This window comes from Pseudomonas sp. LB3P58 (assembly GCF_054897895.1).
In genome coordinates, this window is record NZ_JBUBVE010000001.1 from 737812 (window position 1) to 758454 (window position 20643).

A 20643-nucleotide genomic window follows, 5' to 3' on the forward strand; every position below is an offset into this window, starting at 1 on the left:
TTTCTGAGTGTTTCACCCGGGCGGGATGGCGACCGCCCGGCCCGGCCCTGTTTCCAAAACCTTCAATGGCTGGAACAATGCGGCCACTTTGTAGAGCGTTTATCCAGAGGAGTTGCGGGTGCAGATTCAGGGTTTTTACGAGCTGAAGTTCGAAGCGGTGCGTGAGGCTTTCGCGGCGCTGTTCGACGATCCTCAAGAACGTGGCGCAGCGTTGTGCATCCAGATTGGCGGTGAAACCGTGGTCGACCTTTGGGCCGGCACCGCTGACAAGGACGGCACCGAAGCCTGGCACAGCGACACCATCGCCAACCTGTTTTCCTGCACCAAGACCTTTACCGCCGTGACCGCCCTGCAACTGGTGGCCGAAGGCAAACTGCAACTGGATGCTCCGGTTGCCCGCTACTGGCCCGAGTTCGCCGCCGCCGGCAAAGAGTCCGTGACCTTGCGTCAATTGCTCTGCCATCAGGCCGGTCTGCCGGCGCTGCGTGAGCTGTTGGCCCCGGAAGCCCTTTACGACTGGCAAACCATGGTTGATGCCCTGGCCGCTGAAGAACCGTGGTGGACGCCGGGGGTCGGTCACGGTTACGCCGCGATCACCTACGGCTGGCTGGTCGGTGAGTTGCTGCGTCGTGCCGACGGTCGTGGGCCGGGTGAGTCCATCGTGGCGCGAGTCGCGAAGCCATTGGGGCTGGATTTCCACGTCGGCCTGGCGGACCAGGAGTTCCATCGCGTGGCGCACATCGCCCGTGGCAAGGGCAATGTCGGCGATGCCGCCGCCCAGCGCTTGCTGCAAGTGACCATGCGCGAGCCGACGGCCATGACCACGAGGGCGTTCACTAACCCGCCGTCGATCATGACCAGCACCAACAAACCCGAGTGGCGACGCATGCAGCAGCCGGCCGCCAATGGCCACGGCAATGCCCGCAGCCTGGCCGGGTTCTATGCGGGTCTGCTCGATGGCAGCTTGCTGGAAGGCGAAATGCTCGACGAAATGACGCGCGAGCACAGCCTCGGCGAGGACAAGACTTTACTGACCCGGACCCGTTTCGGCCTGGGTTGCATGCTCGATCAACCGGACGTCGCCAACGCCACCTACGGCCTCGGCCCTCGTGCGTTTGGTCATCCGGGTGCGGGCGGTTCCACCGGCTTTGCTGACCCGGAACACGATGTGGCCTTCGGCTTTGTGACAAATACCTTAGGACCGTACGTCTTGATGGATCCGCGCGCACAAAAGCTTGCGCGCGCACTGGCCACTTGTCTGTAAAACGCGCTCAGGGGTTCCAGGGCCGGAACCCCAAGGCCTTTATGGTTTCCAAGCGTCTGTTTATCCGGGTCAACCCGGCCTGATTGTTCATTACTTATTTTGTGGATATCCAATGTCTTCCAATAAAACTCTCGCTTTGGCCCTGTGCTTCGCTATTACCGGTTGCGCACAAACTCCACAAAATGACTCGGATGGCAGCAGCTGGTGGCCGTTCGGTTCCTCCGACAAAGTCGCCGCTAAAGGTCCGGCTCCGACCCCAGCCCCGGCACCTTTGAAGCCTGCCGCGACCGCTCCGGTGGCCAAGGCTGAAAGCTCCAACCCTTGGTACTGGCCATTCGGTTCCGAGGAAGTTCTCGACAAGAAGCCTGAGGTGAAAGCTGAAGCCAAGCCTGAAGCCAAACCGGTCGAGGTGGCCAAGGCCGATGCAGGTGGCAATTGGTGGTGGCCGTTCGGCGGCAAAGAGCAAAGCACCGCTAAAGCCGTGCCGATGCCCGATCCTAAAGTTACCCAGGCCTGGCTCGACGACTACGAACCGCGCTTGCGCGAAGCGATCAAGGGCAGCAACCTGCAACTCGAGCGCCGTGAAAACGTATTGGTGGTGACCGCGCCGGTAGAAGGCTCGTTCAACCCTGACCGTCCGGCCATGCTGCTGCCGGTGACCCTCGGCCCGTTCACTCGTGTCGCGAAAATTCTTGAAGTTGATCCGAAAACTTCCGTGCTGATTCTCGGCCACAGTGATACGTCGGGCGCCGCACCGGCCAACGTGAAACTGAGCCAGGAGCGTGCCCAGGCCGTGGCAGCGATTTTCCGCCTCAGCGGTCTGCAGCGTGATCGTCTGATGCTGCGCGGTATGGGTGGCGAAGCCCCGCGTGCTGCCAACGACAGCAATGAAGGCCGTGCCTTGAACCGTCGTGTGGAATTGCTGGTGACCCCGCAAAACACCATGGTCGCGTTGCTGAGCAAGTACAATATGCCGGCCCCGGCGCCAGTGAAGTTGGTCGCTGCCCAGGACGTCAAGCCAGTGGTCAAGCCGGTCACCCCGGCACTCGCCGCGAAGAAAGCCGATGTGCCTGCTGCGAAAAAGGCCCCGGCCAAGAAAGCCGCTGCCAAGAAGGCACCGGCTAAAACCGCGACCCCGGCGAAAAAGACTGCTCCGGCCAAAGCCGCTGCCGACACGAAAAAAGTCACCGCCGCTGCTGCCGACGCCGACGCCACAAAAAAGTGATTCGTTAACCAAAAGGAATGCGCTATGACCCAGGGCCTGGCTGATATGCGTCGCGACTACACCCGTGATGGCCTGACCGAGGCGCAAGCCCCGGCCGAGCCATTCGCGCTGTTCCATCAGTGGTTCGCCGACGCGGTGAAAACCGAGCAGGCGCCGGTGGAAGCCAACGCCATGACCCTGGCCACCGTCGATCAGGACGGTCGGCCGCATTGCCGCATTCTGCTGCTCAAGGGGCTGGACGAGCAGGGTTTCACCTTCTTCACCAACTACGACAGCGCCAAGGGCCAGCATCTGGCCGCGAACCCGTTCGCGGCCATGACCTTTTTCTGGCCGGCCCTGGAGCGCCAGGTGCGCATCGAAGGGCGGGTGGTGAAGGTTACGCCTGAAGAGTCCGACGCCTACTTCCAGGTCCGGCCGCTGGGAAGTCGTCTCGGTGCCTGGGCTTCGCCCCAGAGCCAGGTGATCGCCGATCGTGCCGAGCTGGAAGCGCTGCTCAAGAACACCGAGCAACGTTTCAGCGACACGCAACCTCATTGCCCTGAGCATTGGGGCGGTTATCGTTTGTTACCGGAGCGCATCGAGTTCTGGCAGGGCCGTTCGAGCCGCCTGCACGATCGCCTCAACTACCGTTTGCAGGGCGCCGACTGGATTTTTGAACGTCTGGCACCTTAAGCCGTCTACCGATCGGGATAGCCTGCCGCAGCGGCTTCAAGCCACTGCGGCAGGTCTCGGCGCTTGATCTTCTGCGCTTGAGCGTTCGCCAGTTGCTGGAGCATGAACGCCTTTTTCTGCTCGTCTTTACCCGCCAGTGCCAACGCCAGATCGCGGTCCATCCAGCGTTTGATCCGCACGTATAGCCACCAGTGGAAATACAATCCGGCAACGGTAGTGGCGACAATGATGAAGTAATCCATGACAATCCTTGGGGCAGCGGCGCAGATTCCGGAATTTGCCGCTACTGTGTGGTGAGTTCGTGGAGGTGCCTGTACCGGGCCTGAATCAAACCAATTTTATCCGGGCGAGGCCGTGACAGGCGTCAAGCTGCGGAGTTTAATGAATACTTGTCCTTTGGAGTTGATGCTATGCGTAAGTCTGTTCTGCTGGTTGCTTCCTTTTCCACGATGGCGATGTTGCTCACTGGCTGCCAATCGAGCCTGACCGGTGACTCCTACTCCCGTGACGAAGCGCGTCGCGTGCAGACCGTTCGCATGGGCACCATCGAATCTCTGCGTCCGGTGAAAATCGAAGGCACCAAAACCCCAATCGGCGGCGCGGCTGGTGCCGTCGTGGGCGGTGTCGGCGGTAGCGCCATCGGTGGCGGTCGTGGCAGCATCGTTGCTGCAGTTATCGGCGCAGTCGCCGGTGGCCTGGCAGGTTCTGCAGCCGAAGAAGGCCTGACCCGCACCCAGGGCGTGGAAATCACCGTGCGCGAAGACGACGGCAGCATGCGCGCCTACGTACAACAGGTTCAGGAGAATGAGGTGTTCCGTGTTGGCGAGCGGGTGCGGATTGCTACTGTTGATGGGACTAGCCGCGTTTCGCACTAAGCGGGAATACGGGTAAAAGAAAACCCCGATCAGGTGACTGGTCGGGGTTTTGTTTGTTAAGGATTGTCACGACGCGGCGCGGGGACCTATAAAATATTCCAGCCCCTCGGGGAAGTCGACTTTTAGTAGTTCTGCAACCTGTAGGATTTGAGTAGCTGTTAGCTCCAGCTCTCCAGGCTCTATTTCTTCCAGTTTTTTTGACTCGGTCAATTGAGCCAATGCCTGGTTCAACTCATAGTCTTTGATGGTCAATTGGAACTGCAATGAATCATCTTGTTTTTCATCAGGGTAAAAACCGGTGATGGATAGATAGCGCATAATTTTTCTCTTCAGTTTCTTGAGGTTCTTCTACCAGGCTTTGCCTTTTTAGTTCGCTCGCCGGTTAGGTGATTGAATTCGCCCAAATGCACTCCTAATTTATCGTAAAGCTCTACAGCACCGCTTTTGGAGTCCCACTCGTATATACGGCCTCTGCGGTCTAGCCATCGGGCTCGTTTTTTACCTCCACCTTGAACTGAAACTTTCGGTTTTACGGGGAATGCATCAGGGAAGCCTGGGAGGGTTTCTGGATCATCGTAGTACTTATGATCCCCCGGCATGCTCATCACTACATAAACCGGCTTCACCAACGACCCCGCCGGAAACACAAGAATGAAATCCTTGTACTCAGGCGGGTAAACCGGATTCACGATGATGCTGTCAGCCGCTTTCGTCGGCGGATAAACCCAGATGTGTGGTGCTTGCGGCGCAGCCTCCAGCGCTGGAATACCGAGGATGTCGGAACCATCCACAGCTGGTGTCCAGATCAGTTCAACACCATCCCCCAGATCCGCCACCTGCTGACTGCCGCGCAAGCTGAACTGCACGACATCGACCATTTCCCAATCGCGGTTCTTGCCGGTGTAGAAGCCATACACCTTGAGACTACCGTCAGCCTGTTGCTCGACCTGTAGACGAACACGGGTTCTGGCCTGTTTCAGCGCGCGCAATTGATCTTCGGTATAGAGCGCGCTGTCGCCCAGGCTCGGCGTCCAGAACAGCGCGACCACGCCGGCCAATACGGCGGATCCAGCAGTGCCAAGTGCAGCGGCCGGAGCGGCGAGCGCCGGGGCGTGAAGTGCCAGACGGCCAATGCCAAGCGAAACGGTGCTGCCGCTAATGGTTTCAAGATTCAGCAGCCCGGCATCGTCTACATCGCGAGCGCCGAGCCAGGCGACTTCTCCGTAGTCCTTGAGGCTGTCGGTAGGCACCATTCCCGAAGGATTCGAGTAATCGATGATGGCGTCTGGCAGCTTGCAGGACTTGGCAAAGACGCAGCCCGCGCGAACGGCTTCGTGCTTTCTCGCGACGACCTCACGACTCCGTTCGAAGGCGTCTTGCCTCGCGAGCATGGCGTCGTAAGCGTTTTGTCTGGCATCCCGCGCGGCCAGTTCGGTGGCCGTCATAAAGCGGTGAGTGACGTGATGCCCGTCGCCTGACGGTGGGTTCTGAACCCGGGGAATGTCCTTGTTGCCAGCCACTGATCTTCCTTGCGTTCGTCCGTCGACAGCCCCCAACAAAGGGGCTGTGCGACGTTAACGAACGAGGCTGATCGTGGCTGTAGGACGAGTCTTCAATGACTCTAGGAGTTGTCTCTGTTTATCAGGATTGCAGAACGGCGCTCTTGCGACTCGCCGCCGCCGTCACCGCATAACCAATCAACGCCGCCAGTATCGAACCGGTCAAAATCCCCATCCGATCCATCCCGGCGTACTCACTGACACCCGGTTCAAACGCCAGGGAGCCGACAAACAGGCTCATGGTGAAGCCGATCCCGCAGAGGATTGCCACGCCCAATACCTGGCCCCAATTGGCGCCTTGGGGCAGGGCGGCGATGCCGATTTTCACGGCCAACCAGGTCAGGCCGAAGACGCCGAGGGTTTTGCCCAGCAGCAGGCCGACCGCGATGCCCATCGGCACGTGGTGGGTGAAGCTTTCGACCGTTACGCCACTCAGGGACAGGCCGGCGTTGGCGAAGGCGAACAGCGGCAGGATGCCATAGGCCACCCATGGATGCAGGGCGTGTTCGAGGGTCAGCAGCGGCGAAGGTTCGGCGTTTTTCGTGCGCAGGGGAATGCAGAAGGCCAGGGTCACACCGGCCAGTGTCGCGTGGACGCCACTCTTGAGCACGCAAACCCAAAGGATCAGGCCGATGATCATGTACGGCCCGAGCTTGACCACCCCGAGCCGGTTCATCGCGATCAGGGCCACGATGCACGTCGCGGCCAGAGACAGCGAAAGGGTCGAGAGCGTACCCGAGTAGAAGATCGCAATGACGATGATTGCGCCGAGGTCGTCAATGATCGCCAAAGTCATCAGGAAAAGCTTCAGCGACACCGGCACCCGCTTACCCAGCAGGGCCAGTACGCCGAGGGCGAAGGCGATGTCGGTGGCCATCGGGATGGCCCAGCCACCCAGTGCTGCCGGGTCTTCGCGGTTCAGAAACCAGTAGACCAACGCCGGAACCACCATGCCGCCAATCGCCGCCGCACCGGGCAGGACGATTTGCGACGGTTTCGACAGTTGACCGTCAAGAACTTCGCGCTTCACTTCCAGCCCGATCAGCAGGAAGAACAGGGCCATCAGGCCGTCGTTGATCCACAGCAGCGCCGGTTTGGCGATTTGCAACGCGCCGACCTGCGCCACTACCGGAGTGTCCAGAAAGCTGCTGTAAAGCCACGACAGCGGGGAATTGTTGATGATCAAAGCCAGGGCAGCAGCGGCGATCAATAACAGACCGCTGGCAGCTTCCAACTGGAAGAAACGCGTGAAAGTGCTACGCAGAGGCAAGGTCGCTCTCCATCGATGAATTCAAAAGGTGGCACACCCTAACCCGTACCGTTAGTTGTTAAAACAAAAGTTATATTCTTTTTTGTTATATGCCGTTACAACGTGAACGACCAGCAGGGACCTGAGCCTAGCAGTTGTCGGGCGTATTGAACCTCAGCTGTACCTGTGCGTGATGTAGGTTTTTTCCTAAGCTTGTTAGCTGAGCCTTGCAACAAGGCCGACTCAACGAGAAAACCACCATGAGCGACAACCGACAGTGGGCCCGCGAAGCCATCCGGATCATCGAGGCCGACTTCCAGCGCAGCGCCGACACCCACCTGATTCCCTTGCCGCTGCCGGGTTTTCCGGGCATCGAGTTGTATTTCAAGGATGAGTCCAGTCATCCCACCGGCAGCCTGAAGCACCGTTTGGCGCGCTCGCTGTTTCTGTATGCGCTGTGTAACGGCTGGCTCAAGCCCGGGGCGCCGGTGATTGAAGCGTCCAGCGGTTCGACGGCGATTTCCGAGGCGTACTTCGCCAGTTTGCTGGGCTTGCCGTTCATTGCGGTGATGCCGGCGACCACCTCCAAAGAGAAAATCGCGCAGATCGCTTTCTACGGCGGCAAGAGTCATTTGGTCGACGATCCGACGCAGATCTACGCCGAATCCGAACGCCTGGCCCGTGAACACGATGGACATTTCATCGACCAGTTCACCTATGCCGAGCGCGCAACCGATTGGCGAGCGAACAACAACATCGCCGAGTCGATTTTCCAGCAAATGCGCTTCGAACTGCACCCCGAGCCGAGCTGGCTGATCTCCAGCCCCGGCACCGGCGGCACCACCGCTACGCTCGGCCGTTACGTACGTTATCGCCAACATTGCACCCGCGTGCTCTGCGCCGATGCCGAGCGCTCGGTGTTCTTCGATTACTACCAGACCGGCGACGCCAGTCTGCGCCTGGATTGCGGTTCGCGGATTGAAGGCATTGGCCGGCCTCGGGTAGAAGCGTCGTTCCTGCCCAAAGTGATCGATGCGATGGTCAAAGTGCCGGATGCGTTGTCGCTGGCGGCCATGCATTACCTGGCGCAGCGTTTGGGACGACGGGTTGGCGGGTCGAGCGGGACCAACCTGATCGGCGCCTTGATGGCGGCCCAGCAGATGGCGGCGGCGGGGGAGTCGGGGTCAATCGTGGCGATTTTGTGTGATGGCGGTGAGCGCTATGCAACCACCTATTACGATCAGGCTTGGCTCAAGGCCCAGGGGTATGGGTTGAGCGGTTTGATGGATACCGTGGCGGGGAGTGTCGAGCGCGGTGAGCCGCTGCCGGCCAGCGTGCTGCGCGCCAACATCTGAGATTGTTCAAACACTGAAGATCCAATGTGGGAGCGGGCTTGCTCGCGAATACGGTTTCACATTCAACAGAGATGTTGGCTGATCCACCGCTTTCGCGAGCAAGCCCGCTCCCACAGGTTTTGCATTTATTCCAGGTAATGCAGGTCAGGCCTTGAGGCCGAGGATGTCGCGGGCCACAGCTTCTGCAATCCGAATCCCGTCGACACCCGCCGACAGAATCCCGCCCGCATAACCCGCGCCTTCACCCGCCGGGAACAAGCCTTTCACGTTCAGGCTCTGCATCGACTCGTCTCGGGTGATCCGCAGCGGCGACGACGTGCGGGTCTCGATCCCGGTCAACACGGCGTCGTGCAGCGAGTAACCGCGAATCTGCTTCTCGAACGCCGGCAAGGCTTCGCGAATGGCTTCGATGGCAAACGCCGGCAAGGCCAACGCCAAATCACCCAAGGCAACGCCCGGTTTGTAGGACGGTTCTACGCTGCCCAACTCGGTGGACGGCTTGCCGGCAATGAAGTCACCGACCAGTTGCGCCGGCGCTTCGTAGTTGCTGCCGCCCAGCACAAAGGCGTGGGACTCCAGGCGTTCCTGCAACTCGATCCCGGCCAGCGGGCCGCCCGGATAATCGACTTCCGGGGTGATCCCGACGACGATCCCGGAGTTGGCGTTGCGCTCGTTACGCGAGTACTGGCTCATGCCGTTGGTGACCACGCGACCCGGCTCGGAGGTCGCCGCCACCACGGTGCCGCCCGGGCACATGCAGAAGCTGTAGACCGAACGTCCGTTGCTGGCGTGGTGCACCAGTTTGTAGTCCGCAGCCCCGAGTTTCGGGTGGCCGGCGTACTTGCCCAGACGCGCGCGGTCGATCAGCGATTGCGGGTGTTCGATGCGGAAACCTACCGAAAACGGCTTGGCTTCCATGAACACGCCACGGCCGTGGAGCATGCGGAAGGTGTCGCGGGCGCTGTGGCCGAGGGCCAGAATCACGTGTTTCGAATGGATCTGCTCGCCGCCATTGAGCTCGACGCCGACCAGTTGGCCGTCTTCGATCAACACGTCGGTAACGCGCTGCTGAAAGCGCACTTCGCCACCCAACGCGCGAATCTGCTCACGCATGTTTTCCACAACACCGGTCAGACGGAACGTACCGATGTGCGGTTTGCTGACGTAGAGAATTTCTTCCGGCGCGCCTGCTTTTACGAACTCGTGCAGGACTTTGCGACCGATGAATTTCGGGTCCTTGATCTGGCTGTAGAGCTTGCCGTCGGAGAATGTCCCCGCGCCGCCTTCACCGAACTGCACGTTGGATTCCGGGTTAAGCACGCCTTTACGCCACAGACCCCAAGTGTCCTTGGTGCGCTGACGCACTTCGGTGCCGCGCTCGAGGATGATCGGCTTGAAGCCCATTTGCGCGAGCAGCAGCCCGGCGAAAATCCCGCACGGGCCGAAACCCACGACGACAGGACGTTGCTCAAGATCGGCCGGCGCCTGGCCGACCGCTTTGTAGCTGACATCCGGCGCCACGTTGACGTTACGGTCATCGGCAAACGTGTGCAGCACCGTCGCCTCATCGCGAACGTTGAGGTCGATGGTGTAGATGAAGCACAGTTCGGAGGACTTTTTGCGCGCATCGTAGCTGCGCTTGAACAAGGTGAAGTCGAGCAGGTCATCACTGGTGATGCCCAGGCGCTGCACGATGGCAGGGCGCAGGTCTTCTTCGGGATGGTCGATCGGCAGCTTGAGTTCGGTGATTCGTAACATGACAGGATCCGGTTCGCGGGGCGCACAACTGCGCCAAGGCGTTTGAAGCCCGCGATTATAAGCCTCAACGAATGATTCCCGTGAGGCTAAAACGATCAGTCGTTACGCGATCCGCCGAAATACCCGCAGCCACGCTGAACCTGGCCGTCGACGCGCAGTTCGGCGCTCATGTGCTGAACACTGCCGGTGCTGCTGTCGACGCAACGTTGCGGCGCGACCCACAGTTCAATGCGTTGGTTATTGGCTTCGGTGCTGAGGTTGAAGCGGCCATCGCCCAGTTGCTCTTCAACGTAGGGCACGGCCAATGGCGGCTGACCGGCGCGCTCGATGACCATGCCTTTGCCGCTGACTTTCACGTTCCACTCAGGCCCATGGCCGGCGGCGCGCAGGATAAGCAATTTGAAATTCGGATCGTTGCACGCGGTGCCCGAGCGCTCGACGCGGTACAGCTGTGCAAGATCGAGGCGGCTGTCGGCACCACTGGCAACGATCCGGCCACGCACGTCGGCAAACAGTTTGCCCTGCGCATCGGCCAGGGTTGCGGCCTCTTGCAGGACGCTGGTGCCGCCGGTGTCGTTGACCACGTAACTGCGCTGCTCATTGCACGGCTGGAACAACAGCTTGCCGTCGGCCGCCATCAACTGGCCCTGCATGCGGGTCTCGCCCACGTGGGAGGCACTTTCACGCGGGCCATCGAGCAACTGGCAAGCGGCGAACAACGGAAGCAGGGCAACAAGGACTAAGGAACGGGCAACACGCATCTTTGAGTCTCCAGACAAGTGCCGCCACGTTACTCAGCCTGACCGTTCATCACAAGGGTTTAGCCCACGTGAAAGGTCTGGCCTGTTTGCAGGCCTTCCACACTTTTGGCGTAGGCCAATGCCACATCCGCTGCCGGAACCGGTTTGTAGCCGCGGAAGTACGGCGCGTAGCTGCCCATGGCTTCGACCAGTACGTTCGGGCTCACCGAATTGACACGCAGGCCGCGAGGCAGTTCGATGGCGGCGGCGCGGACGAAGCTGTCCAGAGCGCCATTGACCAGCGCTGCCGAGGCGCCGCTGCGAATCGGGTCGTGGCTGAGCACGCCGGTAGTGAAGGTGAACGAGGCGCCATCATTGGCGAACTCGCGGCCGATCAGCAGCAGATTGACCTGGCCCATCAACTTGTCTTTCAGGCCCAGCGCGAAGCTTTCTTCGGTCATTTCATCGAGGGGTGCGAAGGTCACGTTGCCGGCGGCGCAGACCAATGCATCGAATTTGCCGGTTTGTTCGAACAGCTTGTGGATTGAAGCGCTGTCGCTGATATCCACATGGAAATCACCGCTGGTGCGGCCGATACGGATGATCTCGTGACGCTCGGACAGCTCCTTGTCGACCGCCGAACCGATGGTGCCGCCTGCGCCTATCAAAAGAATTTTCATGGTGCTGTTCCTCGTAGTGGTTAAACGAGGTTGAAGTCTAGAGTGGTTTTTTCCATTGATAAGCGCGCTAATAGGCAACCTTTGGTTTTCAAATGGAAACAATCCATGAGCGAAATGGACGATCTGGCGGCGTTTGCGGTGTTGATCGAGGCGGGGAGTTTCACCTTGGCGGCGCAACGATTGGGCTGTAGCAAGGGCCAATTGTCCAAGCGCATCAGCCTGCTGGAAACACGGTTTTCCGTGGTCCTGCTGCAACGCACCACCCGGCGCTTGAGTTTGACCGCCGCGGGTGCGGCGCTGTTGCCGCAAGCCCAGGCGCTCGTAGTCCAGGTCGAGAGGGCGCGTCAGGCATTGGCGCGATTGAAGGACGACATGGCCGGACCGGTGCGTATGACGGTTCCGGTATCGCTGGGGGAAACCTTCTTTGATGGCTTGTTGCTGGAGTTCTCTGGCAAATATCCCGAGGTGCAGATCGAGCTGGACCTGAGCAACAACTACCGTGATTTGTCCCGCGACGGGTTTGATCTCGCGGTTCGCTCCGAGGTGGGCAATGACGAGCGCCTGGTGGCCCGACCGCTTTTAGCCTTGCACGAAATGACCTGCGCCAGCCCGGCCTACCTTGAGCAATACGGCGAACCGTTGACGCCTCAAGCACTCGCTGAACACCGCTGCCTGCTCAACAGTCATTACAGCGGCCGCGAAGAGTGGCTCTATCACCAGCAACACGAGTTGTTGCGGGTTCGCGTGTCGGGACCGTTCGCCAGCAACCATTACAGCCTGCTGAAAAAAGCGGCACTGGCTGGCGCCGGCATTGCGCGGTTGCCGTCCTACTTGCTGCAAGCGGAATTGGCTGACGGGCGATTGCGCTGGCTCTTGCGTGACTATCAGACCCGCCGCATGCCGATGTACCTGGTTCACCCGTATCAGGGCGGTTTGCCGAAGCGCACGCAGGTGTTGGCGGATTACTTGATTGGCTGGTTCAAGCGCAGCGGCGAGGCACTGGATCGGCTCCAACGATAGCGGCTCACCACCCACAGGGGATTTTCATCGTTAGTGGATTGATCTCAAGCACAAAAAAACGGCCCGAAGGCCGTTTTTTGTTTACCGCAAAGACTCAACCACCCAAGTACGCTTCACGCACTTTCGGATCTGTCAGCAGCGCTTCCCCAGTGCCTGTCATCACCACCCGGCCGTTCTCCAGAACGTACGCACGGTCGGCAATTTTCAGCGCCTGGTTGGCGTTCTGCTCCACCAGGAACACCGTCACACCGTCCTTGCGCAGCTGTTCGATGATGTCGAAGATCTGCTGGATAATGATCGGTGCCAGACCCAACGAAGGTTCGTCGAGCAGCAACAGCTTGGGCTTGCTCATCAGCGCACGGCCGATGGCGAGCATTTGCTGTTCGCCACCGGACATGGTGCCGCCGCGTTGGGCGAAGCGTTCTTTGAGGCGTGGGAAAAGTCCGAGGACCTTGTCCATCTGTTCCTGATAATCGCCCTTGTCGGTGAAGAAACCGCCCATGGCGAGGTTTTCTTCCACGGTCAGACGGGCAAACACCCGACGACCCTCCGGAACCACGGCGATGCTCTTGCGCATGATCTGCGCCGAGGTCTGCCCCACGAGCTCTTCACCCATGTACTTGATGCTGCCGCTGTGGGCTTGCGGCGAACCGCAAAGCGTCATCAGCAAGGTGGATTTGCCCGCGCCGTTGGCGCCGATCAGGGTGACGATTTCGCCCTGACGGATTTCCACGTTGACGCTGTGCAGGGCCTGGATCTTGCCGTAGAAGGTGGAAACGTTTTCGAATTGCAGCATTTACGCTTCCCCCAGGTAGGCTTTGATCACTTCAGGATTGTCGCGGATCTGTTCCGGCGTACCGTCGGCCAGAGGCGTGCCCTGGTTGATCACGACGATGTGGTCGGAAATGCTCATGACCAGTTTCATGTCGTGTTCGATCAGCAGCACGGTGACGTTGTGCTCTTCACGCAACATGCTGATCAGCGCTTTAAGATCTTCGGTTTCCTTCGGGTTCAGGCCTGCGGCCGGTTCGTCGAGCATGAGGATCCGCGGACGGGTCATCATGCAGCGAGCGATTTCCAGGCGACGTTGCTGACCGTAGGCCAGGGTGCCGGCCGGACGGTTGGCGAACGCCTTGAGGTTGACCTTGTCCAGCCAGAACTCGGCGAACTCCATGGCCTCGCGCTCGCTCTTGCGGAACGCCGGGGTCTTGAACAGACCGGCCAGGAAGTTAGTGTTCAGGTGACGGTGCTGGGCGATCAAGAGGTTCTCGACCGCCGTCATGTCCTTGAACAACCGCACGTTCTGGAAGGTGCGCACTACGCCTTTGAGGGCAATCTTGTGGCCGGGCAGGCCTTGGATCGGCTCGCCGTCCAGCAGGATGCTGCCGCCACTCGGCTGGTAGAAACCGGTCAGGCAGTTGAACACGGTGGTCTTGCCGGCGCCGTTGGGGCCGATCAGTGCCACGACCTGTTTTTCCTTCACGCTCAGGGCTACGCCGTTGACCGCCAGCAAACCGCCGAAGCGCATGCTCAGATTTTCGACTTTAAGGATCTCGCGGCTCATTTGCGCAGCTCCATGTGAGGACGTTGCATGGGCAGCAGTCCTTGAGGACGCCAGATCATCATCAGCACCATCAAGGCACCGAACATCAACATGCGGTATTCACTGAACTCACGCATCATTTCCGGCAACAGGATCATCACCGTGGCAGCGAGCACGACGCCCAGTTGCGAGCCCATGCCACCCAGCACCACGATGGCGAGGATGGTCGCCGACTCGATGAAGGTGAACGACTCCGGTGTCACCAGGCCCTGACGCGCGGCGAAGAAGCTGCCGGCGAAACCGGCGAAGCACGCACCGAGAGTAAAGGCTGAGAGCTTGATGACGGTAGGATTGAGGCCCAACGCACGGCAGGCGATTTCGTCTTCACGCAACGCTTCCCAGGCACGGCCCAGCGGCATGCGCAGCAAGCGGTTGATGACGAACAGCGCGAACAGCGCCAGCAACAGCGCAACCAGGTAAAGGAAGATCACCTTGTTGATCGAGTTGTATTCCAGGCCGAAGTACTCGTGGAAGGTCTGCAGGCCTTCAGCGGCTTTACGTTCGAAGGTCAGGCCGAAGAACGTTGGTTTCTCGATGTTGCTGATGCCGTTCGGACCACCCGTGAGGCCGGTCAGGTTACGCAGGAACAGACGGATGATTTCACCGAAGCCCAGCGTCACGATCGCCAGATAGTCACCGCGCAGACGCAGGACCGGGAAACCGAGCAGGAAGCCGAAGGTGGCCGCCATCATCCCGGCGATCGGCAGGCAGATCCAGAAGCTCAGACCGTAGTAGTGCGACAGCAGCGCATAGCTGTAGGCGCCGACGGCATAGAAGCCGACGTAACCGAGGTCGAGCAGACCGGCCAGACCGACCACGATGTTCAGGCCCAGGCCGAGCATCACGTAGATCAGCACCAGCGTGGCGATATCCACCGCACCGCGGGAGCCGAAGAACGGCCAGACCAGCGCACCGATGATCAACGCGATGATGATCCAGCGCTGAGTGGTTGGCAGGGTCAGGAACGTACTGGCCTTGGCCGGCATCACCGGCATGTTCGGCGAGGATTTCCAGGCTGCACTGATCTGATGGTCAAACAGCACCCGCAGGAACATCAGCACCGAGCACACGGCGATGGTGATCAGCGTTGTAGTGCTGGTGCCATGGACTTCGAGGTTGATGCCGACGATGGTCAGTTTCAGACCGAGTACCGGGTAGGCAACGGCCCACACCAGCAAGGCGCTGAACAACGCCTGTTTAAGATTCCTAGTCATACTTTTTCAACCTCCGGACGGCCCAACAGGCCGGTTGGCCGGAACAACAACACCAGAACCAATAGACCGAACGCCACGACGTCCTTGTACTGGTCGCCGAAAATATCGGCACCAAAGGCTTCCGCCACCCCAAGCACGATCCCGCCGAGCATCGCTCCGGGGATGCTGCCGATACCGCCCAATACCGCTGCGGTGAAGGCCTTGAGGCCGACCAGGAAACCGGCGTTCGGGTTGATCACGCCGTATTGCATGCTCAGCAACACAGCCGCGATGGCTGCCAGTGCGGCACCGATGACGAAGGTCAGGGCGATGATGTTGTTGGTGTTGATACCCAAGAGGTTGGCCATCTTGATGTCTTCGGCACAGGCGCGGCAGGCGCGACCCAGGCGAGAGCGGGAGATGAACAACGTCAGGCCGAGCATGGCGACAAAGGTCACCACGAACACCACGATTTGCATGTAGGAAATCAGCACTTCTTGTGCGCCACCTGGCCCGATGGAGAAGTTACCGGGGATCAGGTTGGGGATGGATTTGTCCTTGGAGTCTTGCGCCAGCAGAACCGTGTTCTGCAGGAAGATCGACATGCCGATGGCGGAAATCAGCGGGATCAGACGGTTGCTGCCGCGCAGAGGGCGGTAGGCGATCCGTTCGATGCTGTAACCGTAGGCACTGGTCACGACGATGGTCGCGAGAAAAGCGGCGGTCATCAACAGCGGAACACTGTCGAGTCCCATCATGGACAGGCCCGCAATGGCGATGAACGCCACGTAGGAACCAATCATGTACACCTCGCCGTGGGCGAAGTTGATCATTCCAATGATGCCGTAAACCATCGTATAGCCGATGGCGATCAGGGCATACGTGCTGCCAATGGTCAGACCATTAACCAGCTGTTGGAAAAAGTGATAGATGTCAGGCATTACAGCGCTCCTAAAAACCTGATACGCATTTCACTGGTGGAGTCATTTTCCCGCTCGAGCCCCGTGGATCTGCATCCACTTCGAACGCGAGGTTTGCCAGCGAACCGCTGATGACGGTTTTGAGATTTTCAGGTGGGGAGACTGGCGGATCACGCCAGCGCGGCCCAATACGTTCGTAAAACAAAGCCCACGGCACGCCGTGGGCTTTATTGGCAGTCAGTCAGGCAACGCCTTACTGAGGCTTGGCTTCAGTTTTAGGTTTGCCGAAGTGCCACTCGTAAACCACAAATTTGAAGTCTTTCAGGTCGCCCTTGGCGTCGAAGCTCAGGTCGCCAGTCGGAGTCTTGAAGGTGCCTGCGTGGATGGCTTCAGCCACTTTGGCAGCGTCTTCGGACTTGGCAGCCTTGATACCGTCGGCAATCACGGTCACAGCCGAGTAGGCCGGGAACACGAATGGACCGCTCGGGTCTTCTTTCTTGGCTTTGAACGCATCAGCCAGGGCGATGTTGGCCGGATCCTGGTCGAAGGATTTCGGCAGGGTTACCAGCAGACCTTCGGAAGCGTCTTTGGCGATCTGCGAAATGGAGTCGTTACCCACGCCTTCCGGACCCATGAACTTGGCTTTCAGGCCTTTTTCCTGGGCTTGACGCAGGATCAGACCCAGCTCCGGGTGGTAGCCGCCGTAGTAGACGAAGTCGACGTTGGCTTGCTTGAGCTTGGAGATCATCGAAGAGAAGTCTTTGTCGCCGGCGTTGATGCCTTCGAACACGGCAACCTTGACGTTTTTGCCTTCCAGGGTTTTCTTCACGGCAGTGGCGATGCCTTCACCGTATTGCTGTTTGTCGTGCAGAACAGCAACGATTTTCGGTTTTACGAAGTCGGCAATGTAGTTACCGGCGGCAGGGCCCTGGGCGCTGTCCAGACCGATGGTGCGGAACACCATTTTGTAACCACGGGAAGTGATGTCCGGGCTGGTGGCAGCCGGGGTGATCATGATCACGCCTTCGTCTTCGTAAATGTCCGAAGCCGGTTGAGTGGAGCTGGAGCACAGGTGACCGACCACGAACTTGACGCCGTCGTTGACGACTTTGTTCGCGACCGCTACCGCTTGTTTTGGATCACAGGCGTCATCGTATTCAACGGCTTCGAGTTTCTTGCCGTCTACGCCGCCTTTGGCGTTGATCTGTTCGATGGCCATTTTGGCGCCACTGAACTGCATGTCGCCGTATTGGGCTACAGGGCCGGTTTTAGGGCCGGCGATGCCGATCTTGATGGTGTCAGCTGCGAACGAATGGCTGGCAACCCCGGCCAGAACCATAGCGGCAAACAGTTTGGAAATCTGCTTAGTAGCCTTAGTCATAGTGCTCCACTCTTACTGTTGTAGTTTTTATAGTCCTGGCGCCGTAGCAGCAGAACCGGGTCAGATATCTTCGATATCCTCCGGAAAATGCCCCCGGCAACTGTACCGGTACAGTGTAGAGCGCCAATTGTTAGCCTGGGAAGCTGGCGCCAGGGGGCAAAATCAGAGGGTGTCGCTTTTTTGAAAGAAAAAGACAGAATGGCGGCGGGGGTTATAGCTGAAATATCAGCAATCCTTGGCTTTCCTGCTGTTTTCAATCGGTAACTCAATTGCATCCGGGTTTTTCTGCCAGACCACCAACGTTATGATGACGTCGATTTCTTTTCCGGACAGGACCCATGACTCAAGAACCTAGCACCCTCTATGCCAAGCTGCTTGGTGAAACCGCATCTATTACCTGGAAGGAGCTTGAGCCGTTCTTCGCCAAGGGTGCCCTATTGTGGGTCGACCCCGGTCTGGATTTGATTGCTGCAGCGGAGGCAGTCGCGACCGATGAAGGCGAGAAAGTGGCTGCCTGGCTGGCCGCCGACAAGGTCGCCAAGCTGTCTGAAACGCGGGCGCTGGATCTTTTCGAACGTGATCCGGAGCTGTGGGCAGTGGTCGTTTCGCCGTGGATTCTGATCCAGGAAAGGGCGACGAGCTGAAGGTGTGCACTCTATTGGTGCGCGACTTTGTCGGGCAAAAGTGTGTAGCCGAGTAGCGTGATGGCATGTTGCCGTAGAGAAAGGCCACAGGCGGGCCAGCATCACGGTGACGTAAACGTAACGGGAACAGTTTATCGAGCAGCCTGATGGCTGCTTAATTGTTTCTGGATGTTGGGATTTGTCGTGAATGTGAGACCGCCATCGCGAGCAGGCTCGCTCCCACAGTTGACCGCGTTTCTTCAGAAAGAATGCGATCCCTGTGGGAGCGAGCCTGCTCGCGATTGGGGCGCCGCTGATTAAGCGGTTTTACCGGTATGGTTATTCAGCGAAATAACCTTGGTCTTGCCAATCCGGTGACGATAAATCTCGCGCAAGTACTTGATCGCCTTCTTCACGCAATCCCGGGACAGACGAATGTCATTGATCGAGACGAACTTGTCTTTGTCGTTGATCAGCTCGCGGTACTTCTTCTCGTACATCGGTTTGATCGCGTACCAGTTGGTGTCGAGGATCTTCGCTGGGTTCTCGAATTCATTCAGCAGTTCGTCGATCCGGTCCTCGTCGAACTCTTCATTAATGATGAAATCCAGGATCGAGTTATCCAGGGTCTCGTCAAAGCGGTACGGGTTTTTCGCGAAGCAACGCTTGATGAAGGCCACGATCAGGGTCAGGAAGTCGTCCGACAGGCACGGGCTCTTGGCGATCAGGGTGGTCAGCGACAGGTTAGCCGACGCGCCGATGACCAGCGCATAACGCTTGAGCGTGGTGTTCGGGAACAGGCTGTTGAGGTGGGTCTTCAACCGGTTCAGGTCCATGTAGGACAGCTTGTAGTCCTTCGGCAACGAAACAATCGACACCACCGACGAGCAGTTCTTGAAGAAGTGCAGGTCGTGCAAGGCGGCCGCGTCATACCCTGAGTTCTTGTACTGCTCCAGCGAGGCGCGATAGCGCTTGGATTCGATCGGCAACAGGCTGATGCCTTCGATTGCCTGGGTCACTTTGTTGAAGTGCGGCAAGTCGATGGAGCGGAAGAACAGGTCGTCGATGTTCAGGCGCTGCGGTTCTTTCTCGAACACCTTGAATTTGTCGCTGCTCGGCGGCGGGGTTTCCGGCACCACGGACTCGGCGTAGGCAATCGCCACCGGGCCGGCCAGACTCATGAACAGGTCGTTGGCGTCGAGGCGAATGGTTTCGCCAATGTCGATGCCAGCCCGACGGAAATAGTTCTGGTCGTAGTCGGTGGTCACCGCCTGCGCCGTCAGAATGTTGAAGATCTGCTGTGAGATGTACTGGTTAGCGTGCTTTTCCATCGCGTTGACGTCGATGTTCTGAATGTTGCCGTCATCGCTTTCTTCGGCGTAACGCATGATGTCGTTGGAGATCAGCATCATGGCGTTCCATGGGCGGATACGGCCCATGACACTGGCTTCGCTGCTGTCTTCGTTGGCGAAGTTGTAGGAGAAGTCCCACTCTTCCGACAGGTATTTACACAGCAGACGACCGGCGTTGATGTGCAGCGCCTCGGACATTTCGCTGCGGTGATCGGAAATGTTCGGCAACACGCAGATGCCGCTGGTGAAGATCGGCTCGAAGACGAAGGAATGACCGCTCTTGCCGTCGTGCTCGTCCATCGGCTTGGTGTCGAACGTCTTGTTCATGTACGAGTGCTGCTGGGCCAGGCCGAATTCCGAGGCCATGCCCGAGCCGGTACCGCCGCCGGCACTGAAGATCGAGAAATACAGGCGCGACTGGTTGGCCTTGATCCCGCAGCTATCAATCAGGTACGAGTGAATCATCTTCCAGTCAGGGCTGGAGAAACGCTGGGTGTCCTTGTTCAGGATGATCTTCGCCAGGTATTGGCCGAGGATCGGCGCGTTACCGGCGCCACCGGCGTGGACTTCCGACAAGTCCATGATTTTCATTTTGCTGTAGTCGCGCAGGAAACCGCTTTTTTCGCCCTTGCGCGAGAAGCGGATGCGGCCGGCAATGTCTTTGTCCAGGTCGCCGAGCATGACCAGCGGTTCTACCAGGAACACCGGTTTGGTGGCCTTGTTCGGCCCCAGGCGCAGGTTGTTGCGAATCCACTGCGCCGGGCTGTAGCCCTTTTCGGCGAAGCGTTTGTCGGGTGACAGGCGGTCTTCGTTATTGAATTCGTTGAGGTAGAACTTGCGGGCGTTGTACACCAGCTCGGCGACGTCCAGCGCGATGTTCGAACCGCAGCGGCCCAGGCCGATCAGGCACACTGACGGGAATTCCTGATCGCTGTGATGTTCACTGTCGCCTTCCAGATGCGGTGGGCGCGGGAACACCATGTCGCGCAGACCGTCGAGATTATCGAGGATGCGGTCGGTATTGGTTTCGGTGAAGTACAGGTATTGCTGAGTTGCCAACGGGCGCGATGGCGTCAATGGCTTCGACGGTGCGGGGCTGTTTGCCGCGGGGCTCAACGTCAGATCGGATATCGCAGGGGCCGGATTGTTTTTAGAAGTCATTGTGCGCCATGTA

At 59.0% G+C, this 20643-nt stretch carries 20 protein-coding genes; 7 read left to right on the forward strand and 13 right to left on the reverse strand.

The window, feature by feature from the left end:
* Positions 1–118: 118 nt before the first annotated feature.
* The 3 genes from ACYZTZ_RS03395 to pdxH all read left to right on the forward strand — a co-directional run bounded on the left by ACYZTZ_RS03395 (position 119) and on the right by pdxH (position 3161).
* The gene (locus ACYZTZ_RS03395; protein WP_461997209.1) at positions 119–1264 is read left to right on the forward strand and encodes a serine hydrolase domain-containing protein; all 1146 of its coding nucleotides are present in this window, start codon (positions 119–121) and stop codon (positions 1262–1264) included.
* A gap of 112 nt (positions 1265–1376) precedes the next feature.
* Positions 1377–2489: an OmpA family protein gene (locus tag ACYZTZ_RS03400; protein WP_461997210.1), complete on the forward strand. Its 1113-nt coding sequence runs from the start codon at positions 1377–1379 to the stop codon at positions 2487–2489.
* Positions 2490–2513: 24 nt separating this feature from the next.
* Positions 2514–3161, forward strand: a complete 648-nt coding sequence (pdxH, locus tag ACYZTZ_RS03405) for a pyridoxamine 5'-phosphate oxidase (protein ID WP_461997211.1) — start codon at positions 2514–2516, stop codon at positions 3159–3161.
* Positions 3162–3166: 5 nt separating this feature from the next.
* Here the strand turns inward: pdxH and ACYZTZ_RS03410 are convergent, their stop codons facing one another.
* On the reverse strand, positions 3167–3403 hold the full coding sequence (locus ACYZTZ_RS03410; RefSeq protein ID WP_056739291.1) for a hypothetical protein: 237 nt from the start codon (positions 3401–3403) through the stop codon (positions 3167–3169).
* A gap of 168 nt (positions 3404–3571) precedes the next feature.
* Between ACYZTZ_RS03410 and ACYZTZ_RS03415 the strand changes: the two genes are divergently transcribed.
* The gene (locus ACYZTZ_RS03415; protein WP_056739294.1) at positions 3572–4036 is read left to right on the forward strand and encodes an outer membrane lipoprotein; all 465 of its coding nucleotides are present in this window, start codon (positions 3572–3574) and stop codon (positions 4034–4036) included.
* 66 nt (positions 4037–4102) lie between these two features.
* Here ACYZTZ_RS03415 and ACYZTZ_RS03420 read toward each other — a convergent pair whose 3' ends face one another.
* The 3 genes from ACYZTZ_RS03420 to nhaA form a co-directional block, all read right to left on the reverse strand.
* Positions 4103–4354 carry a pyocin S6 family toxin immunity protein gene (locus ACYZTZ_RS03420; RefSeq protein WP_461997212.1) on the reverse strand — a complete coding sequence of 84 codons (252 nt, stop codon included), beginning with the start codon at positions 4352–4354 and terminating at the stop codon, positions 4103–4105.
* Between the two features lie 11 nt (positions 4355–4365).
* Positions 4366–5556, reverse strand: coding sequence for an S-type pyocin domain-containing protein (locus ACYZTZ_RS03425; protein ID WP_461997213.1), 1191 nt, complete (start codon positions 5554–5556; stop codon positions 4366–4368).
* A gap of 121 nt (positions 5557–5677) precedes the next feature.
* Complete coding sequence (nhaA, locus tag ACYZTZ_RS03430; protein ID WP_461997214.1) at positions 5678–6865, reverse strand: Na+/H+ antiporter NhaA; 1188 nt, start codon at positions 6863–6865, stop codon at positions 5678–5680.
* Positions 6866–7104: 239 nt separating this feature from the next.
* On the opposite strand from nhaA, the gene ACYZTZ_RS03435 reads away from it, so the two are divergent.
* Entirely contained in the window at positions 7105–8199 is a 1095-nt protein-coding gene (locus tag ACYZTZ_RS03435; RefSeq protein ID WP_461997215.1) for a PLP-dependent cysteine synthase family protein, read from the forward strand.
* A gap of 144 nt (positions 8200–8343) precedes the next feature.
* Here the strand turns inward: ACYZTZ_RS03435 and ACYZTZ_RS03440 are convergent, their stop codons facing one another.
* The 3 genes from ACYZTZ_RS03440 to ACYZTZ_RS03450 form a co-directional block, all read right to left on the reverse strand.
* Complete coding sequence (locus ACYZTZ_RS03440; protein ID WP_461997216.1) at positions 8344–9957, reverse strand: NAD(P)/FAD-dependent oxidoreductase; 1614 nt, start codon at positions 9955–9957, stop codon at positions 8344–8346.
* A 95-nt stretch (positions 9958–10052) separates the two neighbouring features.
* On the reverse strand, positions 10053–10718 hold the full coding sequence (locus ACYZTZ_RS03445) for a COG3650 family protein (protein ID WP_461997217.1): 666 nt from the start codon (positions 10716–10718) through the stop codon (positions 10053–10055).
* Positions 10719–10777: 59 nt separating this feature from the next.
* The gene (locus ACYZTZ_RS03450; RefSeq protein WP_461997218.1) at positions 10778–11377 is read right to left on the reverse strand and encodes a short chain dehydrogenase; all 600 of its coding nucleotides are present in this window, start codon (positions 11375–11377) and stop codon (positions 10778–10780) included.
* Between the two features lie 105 nt (positions 11378–11482).
* Between ACYZTZ_RS03450 and ACYZTZ_RS03455 the strand changes: the two genes are divergently transcribed.
* A complete protein-coding gene (locus ACYZTZ_RS03455; RefSeq protein WP_461997219.1) occupies positions 11483–12397 on the forward strand; it encodes a LysR family transcriptional regulator in 915 nt (304 codons plus the stop codon).
* A 94-nt stretch (positions 12398–12491) separates the two neighbouring features.
* Here the strand turns inward: ACYZTZ_RS03455 and ACYZTZ_RS03460 are convergent, their stop codons facing one another.
* From ACYZTZ_RS03460 to ACYZTZ_RS03480, 5 genes are all read right to left on the reverse strand, one after another.
* Entirely contained in the window at positions 12492–13193 is a 702-nt protein-coding gene (locus ACYZTZ_RS03460) for an ABC transporter ATP-binding protein (RefSeq protein WP_046046223.1), read from the reverse strand.
* Entirely contained in the window at positions 13194–13961 is a 768-nt protein-coding gene (livG, locus tag ACYZTZ_RS03465; RefSeq protein ID WP_046046222.1) for a high-affinity branched-chain amino acid ABC transporter ATP-binding protein LivG, read from the reverse strand.
* Complete coding sequence (locus tag ACYZTZ_RS03470; RefSeq protein ID WP_461997220.1) at positions 13958–15214, reverse strand: high-affinity branched-chain amino acid ABC transporter permease LivM; 1257 nt, start codon at positions 15212–15214, stop codon at positions 13958–13960. Before ACYZTZ_RS03470 ends, livG begins: the two co-directional genes overlap by 4 nt.
* Positions 15211–16134, reverse strand: a complete 924-nt coding sequence (gene livH / locus ACYZTZ_RS03475; protein ID WP_046046220.1) for a high-affinity branched-chain amino acid ABC transporter permease LivH — start codon at positions 16132–16134, stop codon at positions 15211–15213. Before livH ends, ACYZTZ_RS03470 begins: the two co-directional genes overlap by 4 nt.
* Before the next feature lie 232 nt (positions 16135–16366).
* A complete protein-coding gene (locus ACYZTZ_RS03480; RefSeq protein ID WP_056739311.1) occupies positions 16367–17494 on the reverse strand; it encodes a branched-chain amino acid ABC transporter substrate-binding protein in 1128 nt (375 codons plus the stop codon).
* A 338-nt stretch (positions 17495–17832) separates the two neighbouring features.
* On the opposite strand from ACYZTZ_RS03480, the gene ACYZTZ_RS03485 reads away from it, so the two are divergent.
* Complete coding sequence (locus ACYZTZ_RS03485) at positions 17833–18138, forward strand: DUF2288 domain-containing protein (protein WP_033059033.1); 306 nt, start codon at positions 17833–17835, stop codon at positions 18136–18138.
* 296 nt (positions 18139–18434) lie between these two features.
* Here ACYZTZ_RS03485 and ACYZTZ_RS03490 read toward each other — a convergent pair whose 3' ends face one another.
* Complete coding sequence (locus ACYZTZ_RS03490) at positions 18435–20630, reverse strand: hypothetical protein (RefSeq protein WP_056739313.1); 2196 nt, start codon at positions 20628–20630, stop codon at positions 18435–18437.
* Positions 20631–20643 lie beyond the last annotated feature (13 nt).

What these genes read in the sequence shown, in the direction of transcription:
- pdxH (WP_461997211.1), top strand. Translation starts at nt 2,514, where the DNA reads ATGACCCAGGGCCTGGCTGATATGCGTCGCGACTACACCCGTGATGGC.
- livH (WP_046046220.1), bottom strand. Translation starts at nt 16,134, where the DNA reads ATGCCTGACATCTATCACTTTTTCCAACAGCTGGTTAATGGTCTGACC.
- livG (WP_046046222.1), bottom strand. Translation starts at nt 13,961, where the DNA reads ATGAGCCGCGAGATCCTTAAAGTCGAAAATCTGAGCATGCGCTTCGGC.
- ACYZTZ_RS03490 (WP_056739313.1), bottom strand. Translation starts at nt 20,630, where the DNA reads ATGACTTCTAAAAACAATCCGGCCCCTGCGATATCCGATCTGACGTTG.
- ACYZTZ_RS03460 (WP_046046223.1), bottom strand. Translation starts at nt 13,193, where the DNA reads ATGCTGCAATTCGAAAACGTTTCCACCTTCTACGGCAAGATCCAGGCC.
- ACYZTZ_RS03470 (WP_461997220.1), bottom strand. Translation starts at nt 15,214, where the DNA reads ATGACTAGGAATCTTAAACAGGCGTTGTTCAGCGCCTTGCTGGTGTGG.
- ACYZTZ_RS03420 (WP_461997212.1), bottom strand. Translation starts at nt 4,354, where the DNA reads ATGCGCTATCTATCCATCACCGGTTTTTACCCTGATGAAAAACAAGAT.
- ACYZTZ_RS03445 (WP_461997217.1), bottom strand. Translation starts at nt 10,718, where the DNA reads ATGCGTGTTGCCCGTTCCTTAGTCCTTGTTGCCCTGCTTCCGTTGTTC.
- ACYZTZ_RS03485 (WP_033059033.1), top strand. Translation starts at nt 17,833, where the DNA reads ATGACTCAAGAACCTAGCACCCTCTATGCCAAGCTGCTTGGTGAAACC.
- ACYZTZ_RS03415 (WP_056739294.1), top strand. Translation starts at nt 3,572, where the DNA reads ATGCGTAAGTCTGTTCTGCTGGTTGCTTCCTTTTCCACGATGGCGATG.
- ACYZTZ_RS03455 (WP_461997219.1), top strand. Translation starts at nt 11,483, where the DNA reads ATGAGCGAAATGGACGATCTGGCGGCGTTTGCGGTGTTGATCGAGGCG.
- ACYZTZ_RS03410 (WP_056739291.1), bottom strand. Translation starts at nt 3,403, where the DNA reads ATGGATTACTTCATCATTGTCGCCACTACCGTTGCCGGATTGTATTTC.
- ACYZTZ_RS03450 (WP_461997218.1), bottom strand. Translation starts at nt 11,377, where the DNA reads ATGAAAATTCTTTTGATAGGCGCAGGCGGCACCATCGGTTCGGCGGTC.
- ACYZTZ_RS03480 (WP_056739311.1), bottom strand. Translation starts at nt 17,494, where the DNA reads ATGACTAAGGCTACTAAGCAGATTTCCAAACTGTTTGCCGCTATGGTT.
- ACYZTZ_RS03400 (WP_461997210.1), top strand. Translation starts at nt 1,377, where the DNA reads ATGTCTTCCAATAAAACTCTCGCTTTGGCCCTGTGCTTCGCTATTACC.
- ACYZTZ_RS03440 (WP_461997216.1), bottom strand. Translation starts at nt 9,957, where the DNA reads ATGTTACGAATCACCGAACTCAAGCTGCCGATCGACCATCCCGAAGAA.
- ACYZTZ_RS03435 (WP_461997215.1), top strand. Translation starts at nt 7,105, where the DNA reads ATGAGCGACAACCGACAGTGGGCCCGCGAAGCCATCCGGATCATCGAG.